This is a genomic window from Candidatus Binataceae bacterium (assembly GCA_035308025.1).
Classification (GTDB): domain Bacteria; phylum Desulfobacterota; class Binatia; order Binatales; family Binataceae; genus JAJPHI01.
In genome coordinates, this window is sequence record DATGHL010000047.1 from 68,958 (window position 1) to 88,680 (window position 19,723).

Consider the following 19,723-nt stretch of genomic DNA (forward strand, 5'->3'; position numbering starts at 1 on the left):
AAAATGCGCTGCAAATCGCCAACGGTTGCATTCACATTCGGCGATTGGTGTCACAAAAGCGGGCCGCTTCTGAAGAGCGATTCCGTCGCCAATCCCGAAGCGGGGATGCTACAGTGCCAGCCAATTCAAGATGGCGCACGACCCCCTGGAAAACTACCTTCGCGAACTTCGCGACCTCCGCCGGTCCGGGTCTGCTGTTCCCGAGACTTCCTATTATCCGGCGCTCGCCGCGCTATTGGACGCCGTCGGGGCAACTCTAAAACCCAAGGTGCGATGTATCGTTCACCCGAGCCATGGCGCCGGCATTCCCGATATCGGTCTTTTTACACCCGATCAATTCCAGAAGGCCTCGGCGGACGAACCTTTACCGGGGACGAAGCCGGCGCGTGGCGTGGTCGAGGCGAAGCCGGCGGGCGGCGACGTCTTGCTCACGGCAGACGGCGCGCAAGTATCGAAATACTGGAAGGCGTACCGCCAGGTTCTCGTCACGAATTACCATGACTTCCTGCTCGTCGGCGCCGACGCCGACGGGCAGCCCGTCAAGCTCGAACACTATCGCCTCGCCCCGAGCGAGGCGGCCTTTTGGACGGCGGCGAGCCACCCGCGCGCGCTCGCGGCGGAGCACGGCGATGCTTTCGTCGATTTCCTCAAGCGGGTGATGCTTCACGCCGCGGCTTTGGCGGCGCCCAAGGATGCGGCCTGGTTCATGGCCTCCTATGCCCGCGAGGCGCTGAGACGCGTCGAGAAGAAGCGTGAGGCGCCGGCGCTGTCAGCCATCCGCAGCGCGCTGGAAGAGGCGCTCGGGATCGAATTCGAAGGCAAAAAGGGCGAGCATTTTTTTCGCTCGACGCTGGTGCAGACGCTCTTCTACGGCGTCTTTTCCGCATGGGTGCTCTGGACGCGCGAGCATCCGCCGGCGGATCGTAAAGCGCGCTTTGACTGGCGCACCGCGGGCTACTATCTGCGCGTTCCCGTGCTGGCGGAATTGTTTCATCAGGCGAGCAATCCGGCGTCGCTGGCCGGGCTCGAATTGCCCGAGGTGCTCGACTGGACGGGAACTGTTCTCAACCGAATTGATCGCGCCGTATTTTTTACCGCCTTCGAGGAGCATCACGCCGTACAATACTTTTACGAGCCGTTTCTCGAAGCTTACGACCCGGAACTCCGCAAGCAGCTTGGCGTCTGGTACACGCCGCGCGAAGTCGTGCGCTACATGGTCGCGCGCGTCGATCAGGTGCTGCGCGAGGAGCTAGGTCTTACCGACGGTCTCGCCGCCCCGAATGTCTTTGTCCTCGATCCGTGTTGCGGCACCGGCTCCTACCTAATCGAGGTCCTCGGTTGGATAGCGGACACTCTTCGCGAGAAGGGCGGTGATGCGCTCACGGCGCAGGAGGTCAAGCGCGCCGCGATGGAGCGCGTGTTCGGCTTCGAGATCTTACCTGCGCCGTTTGTCGTTACGCATTTACAAATTGGGCTGATGCTCCAGGCCCTCGACGCGCCTTTCGCGGCGAAGGAGCGGGCCGGCGTTTACCTGACCAACGCGTTGACCGGATGGGAGCCGCCCGACGGCTCCAAGCCGCAGATGCTGCTGGCGTTCCCCGAGCTACTGCAGGAGCGCGACGCCGCCGAACGGGTCAAGCAGGCCAAGCCGATCCTCGTGATATTGGGAAATCCGCCGTACAACGGATTTGCCGGACTCGCGGTCGATGAAGAACGCGATTTGTCGCAGGCCTATCGAACTGCCAAGCGCGCGCCGCAGCCGCAGGGACAGGGTTTGAACGATCTGTATGTTCGCTTCTATCGCATGGCCGAGCGGAAAATCGTCGAGAAGACCGGCAAGGGAATCGTCTGCTTCATCTCGAACTATTCGTGGCTCGACGGGCTTTCGTTCACCGGCATGCGCGAACGCTATCTGGAGCGCTTCGATCAGATCTCGATCGACTGCCTCAACGGCGACAAATACAAGACTGGAAAGCTGACGCCCGAGGGTGAATCCGACCCGAGCATCTTCTCGACCGAGTTCAACCGCGAGGGGATTCAGGTCGGCACTGCGATCGCATTGCTCACTCGTCGCGAGAAGTCGCATGGCGCTCAGAGTGTGAGTTTTCGCAATCTGTGGGGCAAGGAAAAACGGGCGCAACTTCTTGACGAGGCGGACAACAATCTCACGGCAAACTACGAAGGGTTGCATCCCGCGTTGGGACTGGGATTATCGTTTCAGCCCGGCGCTATCGAAACCAATTACCTTGCGTGGCCGCTCTTGCCGGAACTGTTTCCGGTGTCTTTTCCCGGCGTGAAGACGAGCCGCGATGACGTCGTCGTGGACATCGATAAGGAGCGGCTCATCGAGCGGATGATGCAATATTTCGATCCCAAACTTGACGATGCGGATATCCGAGCGATCATGCCGACCGCGATGACGAGTACGGCGCGATTCGACGCGAAGAAGACACGCCGATATCTTACTCAACGCGGCTTCATGCCGGAAAAGATTGTTCGGTTTTGTTACCGGCCATTCGATTATCGATGGCTCTATTGGGAGCCTGAGACGAAGCTTCTCGATGAGAAGCGCTCCGAATATTTTCCCAACATTTTCGACGGTAACATCTTCCTCTTCACTACCGGACGCACCCGCAAGGACTTGGCGGAGCCGGGTTTATCCCTACGGACTCTTAACGATCTGAATTGTATGGACAGCGGCGCCAGAGGTTTCGCTCTATATTTGAAAGAGAGCGATCGATCTCTGCTATCCGCAGACGCTCCGAAGCCGAACCTCAGTGAGTCGGCTATGCAATGTCTGGCATCAGCCAACGCGAACGAGACGACACTCTTCTACCATTGCGCGAGTGTTTTGGCTTCATCGTTCTATCGTCGGGACAATCTGGCTAGCCTGCGCAGCAATTGGCCGCGGATTCCCCTGCCAGCGTCGAAGGATGCGCTCGCTAGATCGGCCATCCTTGGGCGCGCGCTCGCAGGCTTGCTTGATCCCGAAAACTCCGTCGAGGGCGTCACCGTCGGAAAACTCCGACCCGAACTCGGAATAGTTGCCGCGATCTCCCGCGAAGGCGGCGGGTCGCTGAATCCAGATGTCGGCGATCTCGACGTGACTGCCGGCTGGGGCCATCGGGGCAAGGGCGGCGCCGTGATGCCCGGCAAGGGAAAGTTCATCGAGCGTGACTACACGACGAAGGAACGCGAAGCACTCGCCGCCGGCGCCTCCGCACTCGGCCTTTCCAACGAACAGATCATCGAATTGCTCGGCGATCACACAATGGATGTGTACCTGAACACTTTCGCCTTCTGGCGAAATATCCCGATCCGCGTTTGGGAGTACACGATCGGCGGCTACCAAGTGATCAAAAAGTGGCTCAGCTATCGCGAGCGCCAGATTCTCGGCCGCGCGCTCAAGATGGATGAAGCACGCGCGGTCACGGATATCGCGCGTCGCGTCGCCGCCCTTTTGCTGATGGAACCCGAACTGGACGCGAATTACGACCTCGTGAAAAAAGACCTGTACCCTTGGCCGGCTCCCGCAAGGAAAGCCGAAGCTTCGGCTCCGACGCCAGAGATAAAAAGTTTGCCGTCATAAGATGCGCGCATATCGCCAACGGTAGTATTGCCAAATCGACGATTGGTCACCGGCCAAGGTATCTGCTAACGAAGGCGGTGGAGGACTCCGCTATGGCGCTACAGACCGGCGTGGGCGATTACCATTACGAAATCGTCGAGAATTGGGCGCGGATGCCCGCCGGCCCCAACGGCTGGAACTACGACATCGCCGGCGTCGGCATCGACCGCAAGGAGCGGGTCTATCTTTTCAATCGCGGCGATACGCCAATCATCATCGTCGATCGCGACGGCAAATTTCTCCATAGCTGGGGCGACAAGAAAACCTTTCCCAACGCTCACGCCGTCACGATGGGTCTTGACGACACCATCTGGCTGACCGACACCTTCGATCACACGGTGCGCAAGTGTACGCTCGAGGGCGAAATCCTGATGACGATCGGCACGCCCGGCAAGCCCGCGCCTGCGATGAGCGGGCTGCCCTTCTATCAATGCACTCACGTCGCGATTCATCCGAATACCGGCGAACTCTTCATCTCCGACGGCTACGGCAACGCCAAAGTGCACAAATACACTCCCGACGGCCGCTTGATCTATTCGTGGGGCGAGCCCGGCAACGAGCCCGGTCAATTCAGTCTGCCGCACAATATCTGTACCGACCGCGACGGCTACGTGTACGTCGCCGATCGGCACAACCATCGCGTTCAGGTCTTTACGCCGCACGGCAAGCTCGAGGCGATCTGGACCGGGATGGCGTTGCCGTGCGGCATGTGTATCGACACCGCGAGCCCGGAACAGTTGTGCTACATCGGCGAGCTGAGTTCAGCGTGGTGGGGCGGGATCGGTCCGGCCGGCTTCTGGCCGATCTGGAACGGCGCGCGCACGATGGGGCCGCGGGTCAGCATCTGGAGCCTCGACGGCCGCCTGCTCGCCAAGCTCTGCGACAACGGGCAGGGGGAAGAGCCCGATCAGCTCACCGCGCCGCACGGCATCTGCGTCGATCGCGAGGGCAATATCTACGTCGCTGAAGTCTCGTGGTCGATCGCGAAAATGTTCAATCAGGGCCAGGCGTCCGACCGTCCGATCAGAAACGCGGTCAAGCTCAAACGGCTGCGGCGCACGAATCGCGGGCACCACCAAGCGTGAAAATCGCGGCTAGAACAATTTGCGCTGCGCGGCCGTCCAGACCGGCGCGAAGGAACGCCGATGGATCGCACTTGGGCCAACCCGGTCGAGCGCTGCGAAATGCTCCGCGGTGCAGTAGCCCTTATGCCGCGCGAAGCCGTACTCAGGATACAGCGCGTCGTACTCGAGCATCATGCGGTCGCGCGTGACCTTGGCGATAATCGAGGCCGCGGCGATACAGAAGCTCTTGCGGTCGCCGCCGACGATTCGGGTCTGTGGCAGCTTGAGTTCGGGGATACGGCGGCCATCGACCAGCACGTGATCGGGCGACAGCGTCAGAGCCTGCAAGGCGCGCGCGCTCGCCGCCATCGTCGCCCAGAAGATGTTGAGCTGATCGATCTCGCCCGGCGTGGCGATTCCTACGCCGACCGCGAGCGCTTTTTCCTTGATACGCGGAAAGAGCGCCTCGCGCCGCTCGGGCGGTAACTGCTTCGAGTCGTTCACGCCGCGAATGAAAATTTCCTGCTCGAAGATCACCGCCGCGGCCACCACCGGTCCGGCCATCGGACCGACGCCGGCTTCGTCCACTCCGGCAACGACGCGCACGCCCTCACGCCAGAGCTTGCGTTCGTAACGCAGTGTCGGATGCCCGCTCATCTCACAAACTTCCTTCGCCCCACGCTCAGGCGAGGCGCTTCAAGCGCGCGCGGCGGAGGATCTCCGCGACCTGCTCAGGGTCGGGGATGTCGGTCAGGCGGATGAGAAACTCCGCGCTCGCGGCCGACGCTATCATTATGTTACCGAGCCCGAGGAGTCGTTGTATCACCGAGCGATCGACTTCGATCGAGCGCACGTCGGCGAGCTCCATCTCGCGGCGCCGGCTCGCCAACAACCCGCGCCGCTCGATCAGGCGATCGGAGGTCAGGCTCCAACTGATTTGCCGCCGCGCCAGCGCAATCATCGCGAAGACCACGACCGCGAGCGCGATCAGCACGAGGCCGCCGCGCGGGCTGCCCGCACGCGCTACGAGCAGATAAACGCCGCTACCGAGTATCGCGAGCGCGATTACAATCTCGCGCGCGAAATGCCACCACGACGGCAAAATCCGGCTGAGTGCATACTCGCGCACGGCGTCGGGACGCGGCGCCTGGAGCCGCGTCCCGCAGCGCGAACAAAAGGCCGCACCGGTGACGGCTTCAGTCCCGCATTGTGCGCATCGCATCGTGCTTACCTTGGGTTTCGGCGCTGCCGGGTTGACACTTTAAAGGCGGAATATGTTACTTCTCGGCGTATGAAATTCGGATTATTCGGCATCAATTTCGGTCCTTGCGCTAATCCGTCGATTGCTGCAACCGTCGCGCGCGCCGCAGAGGAGGCCGGCTTCGAGAGCCTCTGGACGGGAGAGCATATCGTGCTGCCCGAGCCGCAAGCGCCGCCTTCGCCCGTTCCGGCCAATACTCCCTTCATCGATTGTGCGGTCTCCCTGGCGTTTATCGCCGCGCATACCAAACGCGTGAAGCTTGGCACCGGCATCGTCATATTGCCACAGCGCAATCCGGTTGTACTCGCCAAGGAATTGGCGTCGGTGGATGTGCTGTCGAACGGCCGCCTCATCTTCGGCATCGGAGTGGGCTACCTCAAGCCCGAGTTCGATGCGATCGGCGCGCCGTTCGATCATAAAGGCGCGCGCAGCGAGGAATTTCTCGCCGCGATGATCGCGCTCTGGAGCATGGAGCAGCCCGAGTATCACGGCCGTTTCGTCAACTTCGGCGGGATCAATGCGATGCCGCGTCCGGTGCAAAAGCCCCATCCCGAGATAGTTTTCGGCGGCCATACGAAAGAAGCCTATTCACGCAGCGCACGGCTGGCCAAAGGATGGTTCGGCTTTGCCCTCGACGTTGGGGCAACCGTCGCCTGTATCGACGGGTTGAAATCCGCCTGCGCCGCGGCCGGGCGAAAGTTCGAGGATCTTGAAATCAGCGTCTGTCCGCGCGGACGAGTCGATCGCGACGCCGCCAAACGCTTCGCCGACGCCGGTGTCCAGCGCCTGATTCTGCTGCATGGTGCACGCGACGAAGCGGGCATCCTCAAGGCTGTCGCTGACACCCAGCGTGAATTGATCGGCCACGTTTGATCACAAAACCTGAGTCGATTCGCACCCTCCAAAGCCCGATGAGCACGGGAGTCGACGTGGCGAGATTTTTTGGTCGTCGTCTTCGACAACTGAATGGAGCTGAGCTGATTCCTGTTCCGCCACATCGAGCCAGCACGGCTCTTTTAGTGACAATAGCGCCAAAATCTTGACGCTATCCAGCAGTCATAGACTTCTTTTTCCTTTCGTTACAATGCTTTTAGTCGTTTTGACTGATGGCACATCGCTTGCACTTCTCGTAGGTTGTTCCAAAAGGAACTTTATACTAGCCTAAGGGGGGACGCGATGCAGACGGAGAGCAGTCACGTAATGACGGTCAAGGAGCTTTCAGATTATCTCAAGGTTCATCCTTCGACGGTCTATCGCCAATTGAAACGCGGGAGCCTGCCGGCCTTTAAGATGGGCAGTGACTGGCGCTTCAATATCGAATCGATCGACCGGTGGCGGCTGGAGCAGGATAGCCTCAAGGGCGATCGCGAACTGGACTGAGGATCAAGGCGGCGGGGCAAGAGGGGGGCGGAAGGCGCTTCAAACAGCGCCTTCCGCCGCCGCCATTATGGTCTCCAGGTAATTAAGCGTCAGCCCGCCCCGAACAGGATCGATCCGCCCAACCATCACCATCACGCGAGCGTTGGCCGAGAGATTCGGCGCGCCGCGCAAACTGCCGCGCACGGCGTATGCGTCCAATTCTGCGCTGGCGCCGTCGCGGCCCACCGTGGCCTCAAGCGGTCGCTCGAGCGCGTGCCGCTTGAGATAGATCAAAGTCCAGTAGCGTTTAGCCCGGCGTTCAAGCTGGCGTCCTTCATCCTCGCCCGCTTCGGCCGCGGCCAACACCGCCATCAATTCCTCCCGCGTATAAGCCGGCGCGGGAGCCTCGCCCGTTATCGCGATTAACTGCCTTTGCAGAACCAAATCCAGGTAGCGCCGGATGGGTGAACTCGCCTGCACATAGCATTCGAGTCCGACCCCGGCGTGGAACTCAGGATAGAGCGAGAGCCGCGCGCGCTGCGCGAGTGTGTTGTCCATCGGATTCGGCTGGACTCGATAGATCATCGGCGCGCCACGGTCGGCGCCAAGGCGCGCCGCGATATAGTTGCTCAACACCATCAGCTCGGCGACCAGCTCGCGGCTGGGCGAGGCCGGATCGATAATCCGGATGTCGATCTGATCGCCGACTACGGTGACTTTGGGTTCGCGCCGCTGAATCAACCGCGCGCCAGCAGCGCGACGGCGTTCCCGCAGTATCACGGTCGCCTCGCGCAATCGCGCGAGCAGAGCGGCATTCTCTGTTTCGATCGCGGCGTCCGCAATTATGGCGTCCGCCTGATCGTAGGTCAGACGCGCATCCACGCATATCAGCTCCGGGTAGAGTTCATAGCTGGTCACTTCGCCGGTAGCTGACAAGCTTACGTCGGTAGTCAGCACGTGACGTTCGGCGGCGGCGCGCAGACTGGCGCGATCGGTTGAGACCGCGTCAGGCAGCATCCTCACCGTGGTCTCCGGCAGATAGACCGTCGTTCCGCGCGCGGCGGCTTCGACGTCCATCGGACCGCCCTTGGCGACGAAGTCGGCGACCAATGCGATATGGACGCGGACGCGAAAGCCGCCGCCGGGCAGCGTTTCGCAGGCGAGCGCGTCGTCAATCTCGACGGTTTCGGCGTCATCGATCGTGACCGTCCGATGCGCGGCGCCGGCCGCGCGTCGCGGCGTCGCGCCGTTGAGAGCCTCCTGCGTCGCGGCCGCGCTGAAGTTGGTGCGCAGGCCACCGATCAGGGCGTAACGCGGTCCGTCCGGCCGCGCGCCCAGGCGCTCGAGAATTTCGTAGGCGGCCTCGGCCGGCGTCAGCTCGCCGGCAACCGCCTCGAGCATCGTTGCGGTCTCGCGGTTGCGCGTAAATGGATTTTCGAGGTAGCGGGTCAGCTCCTCGATCAACGGCGCAGCCTCGGCTATCGGCGACTGCGGACCATCTTCAAGCAAGCTAGCGAGCAGCCGGCGCTTTTGGCGGCCGCCCTCGCTGCGCAGGCGGGTGCGCTGATGCTGTGTGCGGAGCCGCTCGACCTGTTCCGCGCTGCGCGGGACGAATTCCATGTGGCGGCGCACAAAATAGAGCCGGTCATTGAGCAGCGCCTCGAGCATCACGGCAATCTCGACCGGCGCGGCGTGCCCAAAAAAGATTTCGGCGAGAGCCGTCGCGCTGCGGCCGCGCTGGTCTTCCTGGACAATCTCCCAAAGCAGATTCAGATCGAGTTCGCCCGCAAGCCGCTCGTGCTCGAGCTTCAATGCGGCGAGCAGCTCGCGCGCGTTTTCGTGCGTGGCCGGACGATCCGGATGGCGGACCAGCACCAAATCGCGCGGAATTTTGCGCTCCGCGCCGGAGCCCTCGGCGACAACGACCTGATCGGCGTACTCGCGCAGCGCCACCGCCGCGCGCAGGCGGCCGTCGTCGAGGTACTCGACGATAATTCCTGAATATTTTCCGGTAGCAGCCAATTTCGCCTGCGCTTCGCCGATGCTCATTGCGGCCGCGGGCTGCGCGGTTAACGATCCCGCTCGCAGGCCTTTGATCCGACTACGCGGACGTGACTATATGGGTCGAGCGCGATGGAAGAAAGAAAGCTTGAGCTGACGATCACGGAGGAGCTCTATCGGGAGCTTCAGCGGATCGCCGAGGCGGTCGGCGACGACAACCTCGCCGGCGTCGCGACGGCCGGTTTGGCTCAATGGATAGGATGGCGCACGGCTGAACTCGACAGTCGCGACCCGGCGCAGAGGTATTTCGTCAATGAGGCGCTGGACGCGCTCCTCGAGGGCAAGAAGTAGGTTTTCGTTCTCGTTGAGCGCGCAGCACGCGCTCATTACCACGGACGGTTGATGATCTGCGTGTCCCCGCTCTCGCCGTCAACCAGCACCATCTGAAGCTGCCGATAGTTGCCCTTGGGGAAAAAGACATAGCCGCTCACGGTAAAATCATGAGCGACAGAGCTCGGCTGCAGCGCGAGCGCGTTGAGCTGCGTATTAGCTTGCTGTTCGGCTTTCTGCGGTCCGGCGGCAGCACCCTCCAGGCCGCCCTCAGCGGCCCCGATCGCACCGCCGACCCCGGCGCCGACTGCGCCGCTGCCGAGCAGCGATCCCGCGACAGCGCCTACTCCGGTGCCGACCGCACCCAGGATTAGGCCGCTGGTCGCCGCGCTCGTGAGCGCGGCCTTAAGGTCGCCGGCGCCGCCCGCCTGCCGGGCGGCCTCGGCGGCAGGCAACGGCGCAATCCGATTGCCGCCCTCATCGAGGGCAAAAATCTGGCTGGGCACGACGGACAACGGCGCGTCAGAGCCGTTCGCTATCGAGACATAGACCGGTTGCACCGCGCCGATCGTCGCGCCCGGCTGCGAGGTGACGGCGAGCTGCCCGGCCTGCGGGGCCGCAACAACCTTGGGCATATCCTTGATCGGCGCGTCGGCAACGGCGCAGCCGCCCAGCGTGAGTGCGAGCGCAGCAAGCATGACGCGCTGCGCCAATTCACGGGGGTGGAGGGTCCAACGACAAAGCCTCGGCGCGCGCAAGTCAAACAGATTGATCTTAAAGGTACGCATTTGGCTTCTATAATCTTCACACAACGCCGGATTCAGCAAGCGTTGCGTGGTTAATCCTAATACGCCGAATGTAAGACGACGTTTCACCTGGCCAATTCATTCAAGGAACCGCGAATTCAGCCCGAGCCGGCGTCCTTACTCATGGTTATTCAGATGCCCGCTCGCGCCAAGCCCATAGACCATCGCGGTCTTGGTGCTGCCGAGTTTGATCCAATCGGCGCAATCCAGCTGGACCGTTTTATAGAACTCCTCCGAGAGCTCGAGGGCTTCCTTGTTGACCTCTTCCAAATGGTCGAACTTGCACTGAAAGGCGAATTCTCCCGACAGCGATTTTTCCAGTGCCCGGCTTCGCCATATTGCGATTGTGGTTTTGCCTTTGAAGTGATGGCCGAAGTGGATCATGCCCAGTGTGTTTTGTACTTCCTCGACCGCCATATTATTGACCAGCGCCATTTTGGTCCTGGGGCGTATGTCTATCTGCTTCAAAGTCGGAAAGGCGCGGGCGATGTCTTCGATGCCGCGATCGAGCTCAATTTTTGGCGAAATGAGCACGCAGCCGTGAGAATACACACTGCGCATCCCGCCCAGACGATCGCGCTCTAGCAGCAGCTCCTCTTTAAATTTTATTTCTTCGTGCCCTCCCAGGTGCGGGCGGACGTCAATTGCGGCAGCGTCTTTGAGGTCAGGGGCGCGATATTTGAAAGTCAGCTCGTGATCGGGCCGTGGCCATCCCTGGTCGTAGAAAGTTCGCTTGCGGAGGATGAAATGGTGGTTGAAGAGGTCGAACTCCGGCGTGTCGTAGAAGAGCACCTCGCGTACCTGACTATCAAATGCATTATCGTCGACGTCGACTTTGAGGTGAAGCTTCTTGAGAGTCCTGGAGGCCGTTTCCCAAAATTCGAGAAAGCCATTTTTACTCGTGAACCTGTCAGGCTCGAGCAGTATTTTATATTCGCGATAGTGAACAACATCGCCGGGCAAGTGCTGCGTTTCCGGATGCTTGCTTATGTGCTTTTCCATCGCCCGAATTTCACCATATTTCCGCGGACCAGCCAAGATCATTACCGCCGGCCCGCTTCTATTTCCGGTGAATTAGCCGAGCACTCTGTCCGAAATGACGAGTTTGTCCAAAACTGCGATCTCGGCCGCCTTTGGCCCGAGACAAGTCCAGAGCCCTGGGTTTCCTAATCACTCCTGGCTGTCCCACTCGCGCCGACGAGGAACACTAATCGTCCTGATTTTCGGGTTTGAGTCACCATCCAGCCTCTCCTTATTTTGTCAATCGTGCCGGCAAACCGAAGCAATTGAGGCGGTTGTCGGTCGATCGCTTGGCCACCAGGCAGCAGGCACACCTCCTGCACTAAGTCAGACCCGACGGTCGCCCGGACGATTCGCACATGACGCGATAGACGGGACGACCATATCTGTTGAACCGTCGGGGGATCATCGGAATGCGACCTCGTTTCTTCATCGGCCTGTTTTTGGCTGCGGATCTTTTCATATGCGCGACCCGTGCTTTGGCGGTCAGTTGCGACGTTGCATCAATTCAGTCGATTGCGCCCAGCAACTCAAAGATTACCTCAGCGGTTGAAACCACCAGTGGCGCTATCCCCTACTGCCAAATCAACGCTTCGATCACCACCGATGCAACCTTAGGAGACGTCATCCACTACGAAGTCGGGCTGCCGGATTCGAGCTATTGGAATTCGCGTTTCCTCTTTGCTGGTAATGCCGGTTTGGCCGGGTCGATCCCCTTCGACTTGAGCAGCCTGCAGGGTAGTTACGCCGTTGCGGCGACTGACACTGGCCACACCGGCGCCAACCGCGATGCGAGCTGGGCGCTGAATAATACGCCGGCGGTGCTCGATTTTGAGTACCGCGCGGTGCACGAATCGGCAGTGGCCGCGGAGCAGATCTTGAGTGGCTATTATGGTAATCCGGCCTACCATTCGTACTTTGCCGGCTGTTCTACCGGCGGACGGCAGGGCCTGGTTGAAGCCGAGAATTATCCCACCGACTTCGACGGTATCGCGGCAGGAGACCCGGCGATCGGCCAAAACTATCTGGCCTTCAACGCGAACGCGCAGGCTATTCTTTCTCCGAACAGCTATCTCGACAGCGCCGCGATAACGCTGCTCAATCAGGCCGTACTAACTCAGTGTGATGGTCTTGACGGAGTGGTGGACGGCCTCATCCAAAATCCTGCTGCTTGCGCCTTCAATCCGGCTGCCCTGCTGTGCAGTCCGGGTCAAACCACCGGCTGTCTGACCGCCGGGCAGATCGCCGCTGTCAACAAGATCTATCAGGGACCGGTCGATACCGCCGGCGCCACGCTCTATCCGGGTCTTAGTATTAGCGACCCGGCGCAAAGCGCGCCGGCGGATGCAGGCTGGCCGCAAATGATCACGGGTTGCCCACAAAGTTCCTGCAAGCTGCCGAGCTTTACGGGGGCCGAGCCATGGGCAGGCTTTCCGCTGACACCGACTCAATGGGCCGCGCAAGATGGTTTCTACAAATACTTTATTTCCAACAACCCTAATCTGGATACAAAAACGATAAGCTTCTCGAACCAAGTCCAGCTCAGTGCGATCACCAGCCGCACGGCGAGTCTTGGCGGTGAAGGCATGAACGCGGACCTGACGCCTTTCGTCACCTCAGGACATAAATTGCTCATGTATCACGGCTGGAGTGATCCGGTGTTTTCACCCTATGTCAGCGTAAACTATTACAACAATGTGCAGGCGACGCTCGGTAGTAATACCGCCGACAGCATCCGGCTGTTCATGGCGCCTGGGATGCATCATTGTCAGGGCTTTGGTCCTGGGCCGAATTCTTTTGACGCGGTCTCGGCCTTGGTTAGTTGGGTTGAGCAGGGCGTTGTTCCGGAGGGCATCGTCGCCAGCCATCATATCAATGACAATCCGACCGCGCCGATTGATCGCACCATGCCGCTTTGCGCCTATCCGGAACTAGCCATCTACGATGACGTCGGGCCCGTCAACGACGCCTCCTCATGGTCCTGCTCGGCGACCAATCGCTAGCGAGCCGGCGGCCGATATTAGCCCTCGCGCATGGAACCGTTGAAAGAGTTTTAAGTAGCGTTTCTCAATGCGGCCCGCCCGGACTTGCGGGCGACGAATTGCGGTCGCACGATCGAGAAGATCGCTGGGACCAACGTAATCGCCGCGAGCCAGTGCGTAAGCATAAGCAGGCCTAGCAGCAGGGCCATTTCGGCCGAGAAGCGGAGTTCGGACATCCAGTACCAAGGGATGACGCCGCCCACCAGAGTCGTCGCGGTGAAGGTAACCGCCATGCCGGAAGTGCTGATGGCCCGCCGGATTGCCTGGTCGTAGTCGCCGATACGTCGATACTCACGCCGGATTCGATCGACAACATAGAGAATGTAGTCGACACCGATTCCCATGCCGACGGCGGTTACCGGCAATGTATTGATGTTGATCCCTGAGCCTTTGAGCCCGATGTAAAGAAAACTCACTACACCGGCGGCGATCAGAGTCAGCAGAACCATCCCACCCGCCGTGAACGAAGCGTAACTCAGTGCGACCAGGCCGAAAACCACGCCCATGATGAGGATTGTACTGGTGCGATCGGAGTAGATAATTTCGTCATTGAGCGCCGCGGTCAGACCAACGCTGCCGCCTGCTAGCACAAACTTAACGTGTGGCGAAGGGTGAGTCGCGATGAATAGTTGGGCTCGCGCGATCGCCTCGAGCAACGTCGCGCCTTCGACATTCTTGTAGTAAACGACAAATTGCCCGTTGCGCGCGTTATAGTCCATGTACTGAAGAATCACCAGCGGCGACGGCGCCGACGACTGATACGCACGCCGTGGCTCGCGGCGCGCGCCGTCACCAGCAGCGGGATCACCAGCACAAGCACGTCGAAGTTGTAGCCGAGGAACCCGACGAAGCCGAGACCCCAGACCGCCTGTGCCGCCGCGCCGATCATCGGCAAGAGCACGCCGTAGAGCCGCCTGAAGTAGAGAACGAGGGTGCCGATTATGAACAGGCCGGTAACCGCGAAGATGCGCGCCAGGTCGCCTTCGTAGAACCAGCACCACGCCTTGAGTACGGGCTCGCCGGTTGCATACAGGACCGTATTGTCGTCCTCCACGGCGCGCCGCATCCGTTCGAGCCGGCGGTGGATGTCGCCATAGTCAACTCGGTCCTCGTTGAAGCCGGCGGTGACCAGCGCGCTCTTGCCGTTTTGCGCGACCAGTACGCCGTAGGCTTGACTGTGCAGGACTTCGTCTTTAAGACGCGCGAGGTCCGCTGCCGAGGTGGGTATAACGTCCGGCAGCAACGGGCGAGAGATGATTAAGCCACCGCTGGTCGCGATCAATTTGCGCGCGTTAGTGCCAGTTATCGAATCGATCAGGTCGTGATCGACGCCGTCCATCAGATCGAGTTGCCGATGGAGGTAGCGAATCTTGTTAAGCGTGGCTGCATTGAAGATGTCGCCTGCGCTTGACTTCGAGATCGAAGCGTCATCACGTTCGCGGTGCCGAAGATCTGCCGGAAATGATTATAGTTGAGGACGTACGGATGAGCCTGAGGCAGCAGGTCGCGAAATTCACTGTACATGCGCACTCTGAGCGCGTAACGGCCGAAAACGAGCGTCAGCAACGCGAGCACGGCAAGCGACGCCCAGCGATACCTCACGTCAAGGGGACGATGAAATGAACCAGGCGTTCGGCCATCGCGTGAATCTCGCGGAAACTAACTACCGGTAACTTGAGACAGATGAAAGTCCGGGCTTCTGCGGACGCATTGCCGGCGAGGGCGATAGTGCGCGGACTCTGCGCGATTGCAAATCGGGTCAGTCTGCACAGGAGCCCTGAATGGAAATGCTGCCAAGCGTGAAGCGACGGGGAGGCGTTGCCCGCCTCGACTGGCTTTTATCTTCTTGGTTTGTTCGGGTATGGTCGCACAGGGTTCATGGCGAGGACGAGAATGAGGGAGAAGCGGAAAGCGAAACGGGCTATGGCGATCGTGGCGTCGCTCGGGGCCGCCGGGCTGCTGCTGAGCTGCCGAAGTGGGAGTGAGACGCACCATACGGTCGGATCCGTCAATACGGCGTTCAAGCTGATCGGGCCGGATCATAAGATCATTATAGAATCCTATGATGATCCGAAAATCGAAGGCATCACCGTGTTCATTAGTAAGTCGCAGACGGGCGGAATCAAAGGCGCGATCGGCTTGGCCGAGGATACCTCCGACGCCTCCGTAGCGGTGCGCCAGACCGGGCCAATCAGGGTCAAAGAGACGTTCGAGAATGGCGAGGACGCCTTCACTGAAAAGCGCTCCGTGCTATTCAAGCGCCTGCACGTCAGCCGGTTTTGGGACGCGGCGCATAAAAGTTTTGTGTACCTGGTGTGGACCGATCGACTGGTCAACGGCTCGCCGCATAATTCGATCTCGGCGGTGGTGGCGCAGCCGTGGGGAACGCAGGCGCCTGATCTGTCGCTAATCGAATCTGCAGCCGCACCATAATTCCTGGATGCGCACAGATACGCGATCGAAGTCGCCGCGACAGCGCGATCGGCCACGGCGTTTAGCCCGATCCTCGGAAAGTTCGCAAGGTTGATTGGCGCGGATCCGGCGACGCGATCGAGCCGCCGAGGTAATGGCACATGATTGTCGGCGTTCCCACCGAAATAAAGCAGGACGAGCGCCGCGTCGCGCTCACGCCGGCGGGCGTCGTCGCGCTGAAGCATCATGGCCACAGCGTCATCATTCAGCGCGGCGCGGGAGCCGGCAGTGGATTTGGCGATGGCGACTATCGTGCCGCAGGTGCGCGGATCGCGGGCTCGGCGGTCACTGTCTGGCGCCGCGCTTCGATGGTCCTCAAGGTTAAGGAGCCGCAGCCGTCGGAATATAGTTATTTGCGGCCAGGACTAATCCTTTTCACGTATCTCCATCTGGCCGCTGACCAGCGGCTCGCGCGCGAACTTCTGGCGCGGCGTGTCATCGCATTGGCTTATGAGACTGTTCAGCTCGACGATTCAAGTCTGCCACTGCTTGCGCCGATGAGCGAAGTCGCGGGCCGTCTCGCAATTCAGGTCGGCGGCTGGTGTCTGGAGGCGCAAAACGGCGGGCGCGGCGTCCTGCTGAGTGGTGCGCCGGGGGTGCGGCCGGGGCGCGTGCTCATCATTGGCGGCGGCATCGCCGGGCTCAACGCCTGTCGAGTCGCCATCGGTGTCGGCGCCCGTGTCACGATACTTGACGTTAATCCGGTCAGGCTGCGTTATCTCAACGATCTGCTCGGCAGCCAGGCGATCACTGTGATGTCAAACCGCGCCACACTGGAGGAGGAACTGTTCCAGGCGGATCTGGTCGTTGGTACCGTGTTGATTCCCGGCGCCCGCGCTCCGCGCCTGATAACGACGCGTGCGGTGTCGCGGATGAAGCGCGGAGCGGCGTTGGTCGACCTCTCGATCGATCAGGGCGGCATTTCCGAACTCTCGCATCCGACTACCCATGCGCGCCCAATCTTCGTCCGCGAGGGCGTAGTTCACTATTGTGTCACCAATATTCCCGGCATTGTCCCACATACCTCGACCTATGCGCTGACTAACGCCACGATACCATACGCGCTCGAAATCGCGGACCACGGCGTACTGGAGGCGGGCGCGCGCAACCGGGCGATACAACTAGGCCTCAACACATATAACGGCGTGGTCGTTCATCCCGCGGTCGCAACCGCCCTGCGACTCAAGCCGTCGTCGCCCTGGAGCTGACCGCTCGGTTGCGCGCGGCAAAACTACACTTTCGTTTTTGGCGAAGGTTGGCGCGGTCCCCGAAAACTCTCTATTCCGCAATGCTGAGTAAGCGGGAGTGGGACGCCGGGGAAATGCTCGCCAAATCGAGATAACCGCTTGAGAAAACCTTTATCTATTAATGATTTGGGAGGATCGCCGGGGTGGCAAAATGGCAGACGCATAGGACTTAAAATCCCAAAACAATATAGCAAGTCTCTAAATAAGGCTTTGAAATAAAAGGTTTGTTCGTCGACGATTGCTTTCAGACCAACTGCGCAGTCCTTTCACAGTTGGCTATTTTTGAGGGGTTCAGAGGGCCGGCAGACATTGAAAGCCGCCATCCGCAATGGATGGCTCGACCGTATGCCGGACCTTTCCGAGCCGTACAGGTCATCTCCAAAAATCTCGCACCGCGCCTGGTTCTCTCCTGAGGAATACAAAAAACTTACGAAGCCACCCGCAAGCGTGCGCAAGAGCCGAGGGCGACGCGCTACAAATGGGAATCGGAACAACTTCACGACGATGTTCTTTTCGCCGCCAACACCGGCCTTCGACCCGATGAAGCGTGGCGCCTTCAATTCCGGGACGTCACAATCGTCGAAGACGACCCGAGCGGCCAAACCATCCTTGAGATCGAGGTGCGCGGCAAGCGCGGAGTCGGCTACTGTAAGAGCATGAGTGGCGCCGTGCGCCCGTTCGAGAGATTGAAGGCCCGGCACCTGCTTCTTTGTCGTCCTTGGCTGCATGGTCCGCGCATGCCGGTTCCGAAGAATACGGTTTCCGGGGCCGACAGACCTCATCTTCCTCAATGGCAGCGCGAGCTATTCAAGACTATCCTCGACGAGGAAAACCTCAGATTCGATCGCGAAGGCCGCCCTCGAACGGCCTATAGCCTCCGACACACATATATCTGTCTGCGCCTGATGGAAGGCGCCGACATCTACCAGATCGCCAAAAACTGCCGCACCAGCGTCGAGATGATCAAAAAGTACTATGCAGCACACGTCAAAACCCAGCTCGATGCCACCGCCATCAACATCATGAGGCCAAAGACAAAAAAGAAGAAAAGACCAGCCGAAAACTTAGAAGAAAACTGACGTGTACCTTCCGCTGCCCTATGCTAGACAGCTATACATAGTTGGCCACGCGGGCGTGGCGAAATGGCAGACGCTACGGACTTAAGGAAACTTGAGTGCTCGTCCGGGAAACCGGCGAAGCAGAACTGCCCAAATTCGGGGAAACCTGAAATGGCAATCCCGAGCCAAGCCCGGAGGGAGCCTCCAGCCGGGAAGGTGTAGAGACTAGACGGGCAGCACCTAAGCCTCGGTCCTCCGAGGGACGGTGAAGGGATAGTCCAGACCGCAAACCTGATGCGCGCTCTCCAAAACGCCGCGTCCGGGCGGCGAAAGCCGTAGACGGCATGAAAATCCGTTGAGCTTGACGGCTCGTGAGGGTTCGACTCCCTCCGCCCGCACCACCCCTTCCTCCCGATCTCTTGAGCCGGGAACCTGCGGGACACTATGCTCCCGCCCCGGCGCCCAAGGATGGAACCATCCTCACCTCAGACACTTGATGGGCGGGCACATGCCCGCCAACCCGCACGTCCTTTCAGCGCCGCAGGGCGCCCGCATTATTTCTCGGACCGCGTCTGAGCTCGGGGTAACTGGAAACCGACCTCTCGCTCAGCGCCTGACCAGGGCGGGCATGGGACACCCTCGCGCGTTCAGCGGAATCCGTCCCCTGTCGAACACTGGTCTATCGACCCACCATCCACAAAGGAATGACCTTCGCCTGTCGCGGTCGCCGCGCTTCCCGTACCCGGCGCGCACCATACGCCTCGATCAAATCGGTCGCCTTGTTAACGTCGTACTCGATCGTGACGGAAGCGCTGGCGATGGACTTGCGCACCCGCATCGTGAACCGCCCGCAAATCACTTCGGACGGCTATGCGCCGTACATCGGCGCTGTTGAGGCCGCGTTTGGTCGCGCCGTGGATTATGCGCAAATCACGAAAAAATACGTCAGCGATTCGAGCCTGCCAGATGCGGCGCACCGCTATTCGCCGGGCCACGTCTCGGGCGTGGATCGGACCGTGATAAGAGGCAACCCGAAGGACGCGAATATCAGCACATCTTACGTGGAGCGGTTCAACCTTTCGTCGCGGATGCAGATGCGTCGGCTTACGCGGCTCACAAGCGGATTCAGCAAGAAGCTCGAAAGCCATCGGGCAGCCGTGGCGCTTTGGGTGAGCTTCTACAACCTCTGCCGCGTGCACGAAACGCTGCGCTACACGCCAGCAATGGCGCTTGGCGTGACCGACCATATCTGGACGGTTGGGGAGCTTATACAGGCCGCGCTTGAGCCGTTAGACGTACCGCCGTTGCCGCGTCCGGTTCAGCCGACTACGCTCCGGCCCGGTTACATAGCGTTCCGCCCACGCGTGATTCGTGGTGACAAGGTGTCTTAATTTCGGGTGATGAATGACTTAATTCAGACAGCACCCATCGGCGC

At 60.3% G+C, this 19,723-nt stretch carries 18 protein-coding genes; 10 read left to right on the top strand and 8 right to left on the bottom strand.

Annotation, left to right across the window (positions count from 1 at the left end; all coding sequences use genetic code 11):
* Positions 1-130 precede the first annotated feature (130 nt).
* Together VKS22_14245 and VKS22_14250 are read left to right on the top strand one after the other, a co-directional pair.
* Positions 131-3,589, top strand: a complete 3,459-nt coding sequence (locus VKS22_14245) for a type ISP restriction/modification enzyme (protein ID HLW71771.1) — start codon at positions 131-133, stop codon at positions 3,587-3,589.
* A gap of 92 nt (positions 3,590-3,681) precedes the next feature.
* On the top strand, positions 3,682-4,713 hold the full coding sequence (locus VKS22_14250; protein ID HLW71772.1) for a peptidyl-alpha-hydroxyglycine alpha-amidating lyase family protein: 1,032 nt from the start codon (positions 3,682-3,684) through the stop codon (positions 4,711-4,713).
* Between the two features lie 9 nt (positions 4,714-4,722).
* On the opposite strand, the gene VKS22_14255 is transcribed toward VKS22_14250, so the two are convergent.
* Both VKS22_14255 and VKS22_14260 read right to left on the bottom strand, forming a co-directional pair.
* Positions 4,723-5,349, bottom strand: coding sequence for a ribonuclease HII (locus VKS22_14255; protein HLW71773.1), 627 nt, complete (start codon positions 5,347-5,349; stop codon positions 4,723-4,725).
* 25 nt (positions 5,350-5,374) lie between these two features.
* Positions 5,375-5,914 carry a PH domain-containing protein gene (locus VKS22_14260; GenBank protein ID HLW71774.1) on the bottom strand — a complete coding sequence of 180 codons (540 nt, stop codon included), beginning with the start codon at positions 5,912-5,914 and terminating at the stop codon, positions 5,375-5,377.
* A 69-nt stretch (positions 5,915-5,983) separates the two neighbouring features.
* Here VKS22_14260 and VKS22_14265 point away from each other — a divergent pair, with 69 nt between their 5' ends.
* Both VKS22_14265 and VKS22_14270 read left to right on the top strand, forming a co-directional pair.
* Complete coding sequence (locus tag VKS22_14265) at positions 5,984-6,826, top strand: LLM class F420-dependent oxidoreductase (protein HLW71775.1); 843 nt, start codon at positions 5,984-5,986, stop codon at positions 6,824-6,826.
* A 303-nt stretch (positions 6,827-7,129) separates the two neighbouring features.
* The gene (locus VKS22_14270; protein ID HLW71776.1) at positions 7,130-7,333 is read left to right on the top strand and encodes a helix-turn-helix domain-containing protein; all 204 of its coding nucleotides are present in this window, start codon (positions 7,130-7,132) and stop codon (positions 7,331-7,333) included.
* A gap of 39 nt (positions 7,334-7,372) precedes the next feature.
* On the opposite strand, the gene VKS22_14275 is transcribed toward VKS22_14270, so the two are convergent.
* Positions 7,373-9,361, bottom strand: coding sequence for a ribonuclease catalytic domain-containing protein (locus VKS22_14275; GenBank protein ID HLW71777.1), 1,989 nt, complete (start codon positions 9,359-9,361; stop codon positions 7,373-7,375).
* Positions 9,362-9,445: 84 nt separating this feature from the next.
* Here VKS22_14275 and VKS22_14280 point away from each other — a divergent pair, with 84 nt between their 5' ends.
* Positions 9,446-9,664: a hypothetical protein gene (locus VKS22_14280; protein HLW71778.1), complete on the top strand. Its 219-nt coding sequence runs from the start codon at positions 9,446-9,448 to the stop codon at positions 9,662-9,664.
* A gap of 35 nt (positions 9,665-9,699) precedes the next feature.
* Here the strand turns inward: VKS22_14280 and VKS22_14285 are convergent, their stop codons facing one another.
* Together VKS22_14285 and VKS22_14290 are read right to left on the bottom strand one after the other, a co-directional pair.
* On the bottom strand, positions 9,700-10,341 hold the full coding sequence (locus VKS22_14285; protein ID HLW71779.1) for a hypothetical protein: 642 nt from the start codon (positions 10,339-10,341) through the stop codon (positions 9,700-9,702).
* Between the two features lie 225 nt (positions 10,342-10,566).
* Positions 10,567-11,451 carry a hypothetical protein gene (locus VKS22_14290; protein HLW71780.1) on the bottom strand — a complete coding sequence of 295 codons (885 nt, stop codon included), beginning with the start codon at positions 11,449-11,451 and terminating at the stop codon, positions 10,567-10,569.
* Between the two features lie 431 nt (positions 11,452-11,882).
* Between VKS22_14290 and VKS22_14295 the strand changes: the two genes are divergently transcribed.
* Positions 11,883-13,472, top strand: coding sequence for a tannase/feruloyl esterase family alpha/beta hydrolase (locus VKS22_14295; protein HLW71781.1), 1,590 nt, complete (start codon positions 11,883-11,885; stop codon positions 13,470-13,472).
* A gap of 50 nt (positions 13,473-13,522) precedes the next feature.
* Here the strand turns inward: VKS22_14295 and VKS22_14300 are convergent, their stop codons facing one another.
* Together VKS22_14300 and VKS22_14305 are read right to left on the bottom strand one after the other, a co-directional pair.
* Positions 13,523-14,230 (bottom strand): MMPL family transporter, encoded by a 708-nt coding sequence (locus VKS22_14300; protein HLW71782.1) that lies wholly within the window; start codon positions 14,228-14,230, stop codon positions 13,523-13,525.
* An 11-nt stretch (positions 14,231-14,241) separates the two neighbouring features.
* Positions 14,242-14,850, bottom strand: coding sequence for a hypothetical protein (locus VKS22_14305; GenBank protein HLW71783.1), 609 nt, complete (start codon positions 14,848-14,850; stop codon positions 14,242-14,244).
* Positions 14,851-15,404: 554 nt separating this feature from the next.
* Here VKS22_14305 and VKS22_14310 point away from each other — a divergent pair.
* Entirely contained in the window at positions 15,405-15,944 is a 540-nt protein-coding gene (locus VKS22_14310) for a CreA family protein (GenBank protein HLW71784.1), read from the top strand.
* 140 nt (positions 15,945-16,084) lie between these two features.
* The gene (ald, locus tag VKS22_14315; protein HLW71785.1) at positions 16,085-17,191 is read left to right on the top strand and encodes an alanine dehydrogenase; all 1,107 of its coding nucleotides are present in this window, start codon (positions 16,085-16,087) and stop codon (positions 17,189-17,191) included.
* A gap of 305 nt (positions 17,192-17,496) precedes the next feature.
* Here the strand turns inward: ald and VKS22_14320 are convergent, their stop codons facing one another.
* The gene (locus VKS22_14320; protein HLW71786.1) at positions 17,497-17,958 is read right to left on the bottom strand and encodes a hypothetical protein; all 462 of its coding nucleotides are present in this window, start codon (positions 17,956-17,958) and stop codon (positions 17,497-17,499) included.
* Between the two features lie 9 nt (positions 17,959-17,967).
* Here VKS22_14320 and VKS22_14325 point away from each other — a divergent pair, with 9 nt between their 5' ends.
* A complete protein-coding gene (locus VKS22_14325) occupies positions 17,968-18,309 on the top strand; it encodes a hypothetical protein (GenBank protein HLW71787.1) in 342 nt (113 codons plus the stop codon).
* Positions 18,310-18,992: 683 nt separating this feature from the next.
* Positions 18,993-19,679 carry a hypothetical protein gene (locus VKS22_14330; GenBank protein HLW71788.1) on the top strand — a complete coding sequence of 229 codons (687 nt, stop codon included), beginning with the start codon at positions 18,993-18,995 and terminating at the stop codon, positions 19,677-19,679.
* Positions 19,680-19,723 lie beyond the last annotated feature (44 nt).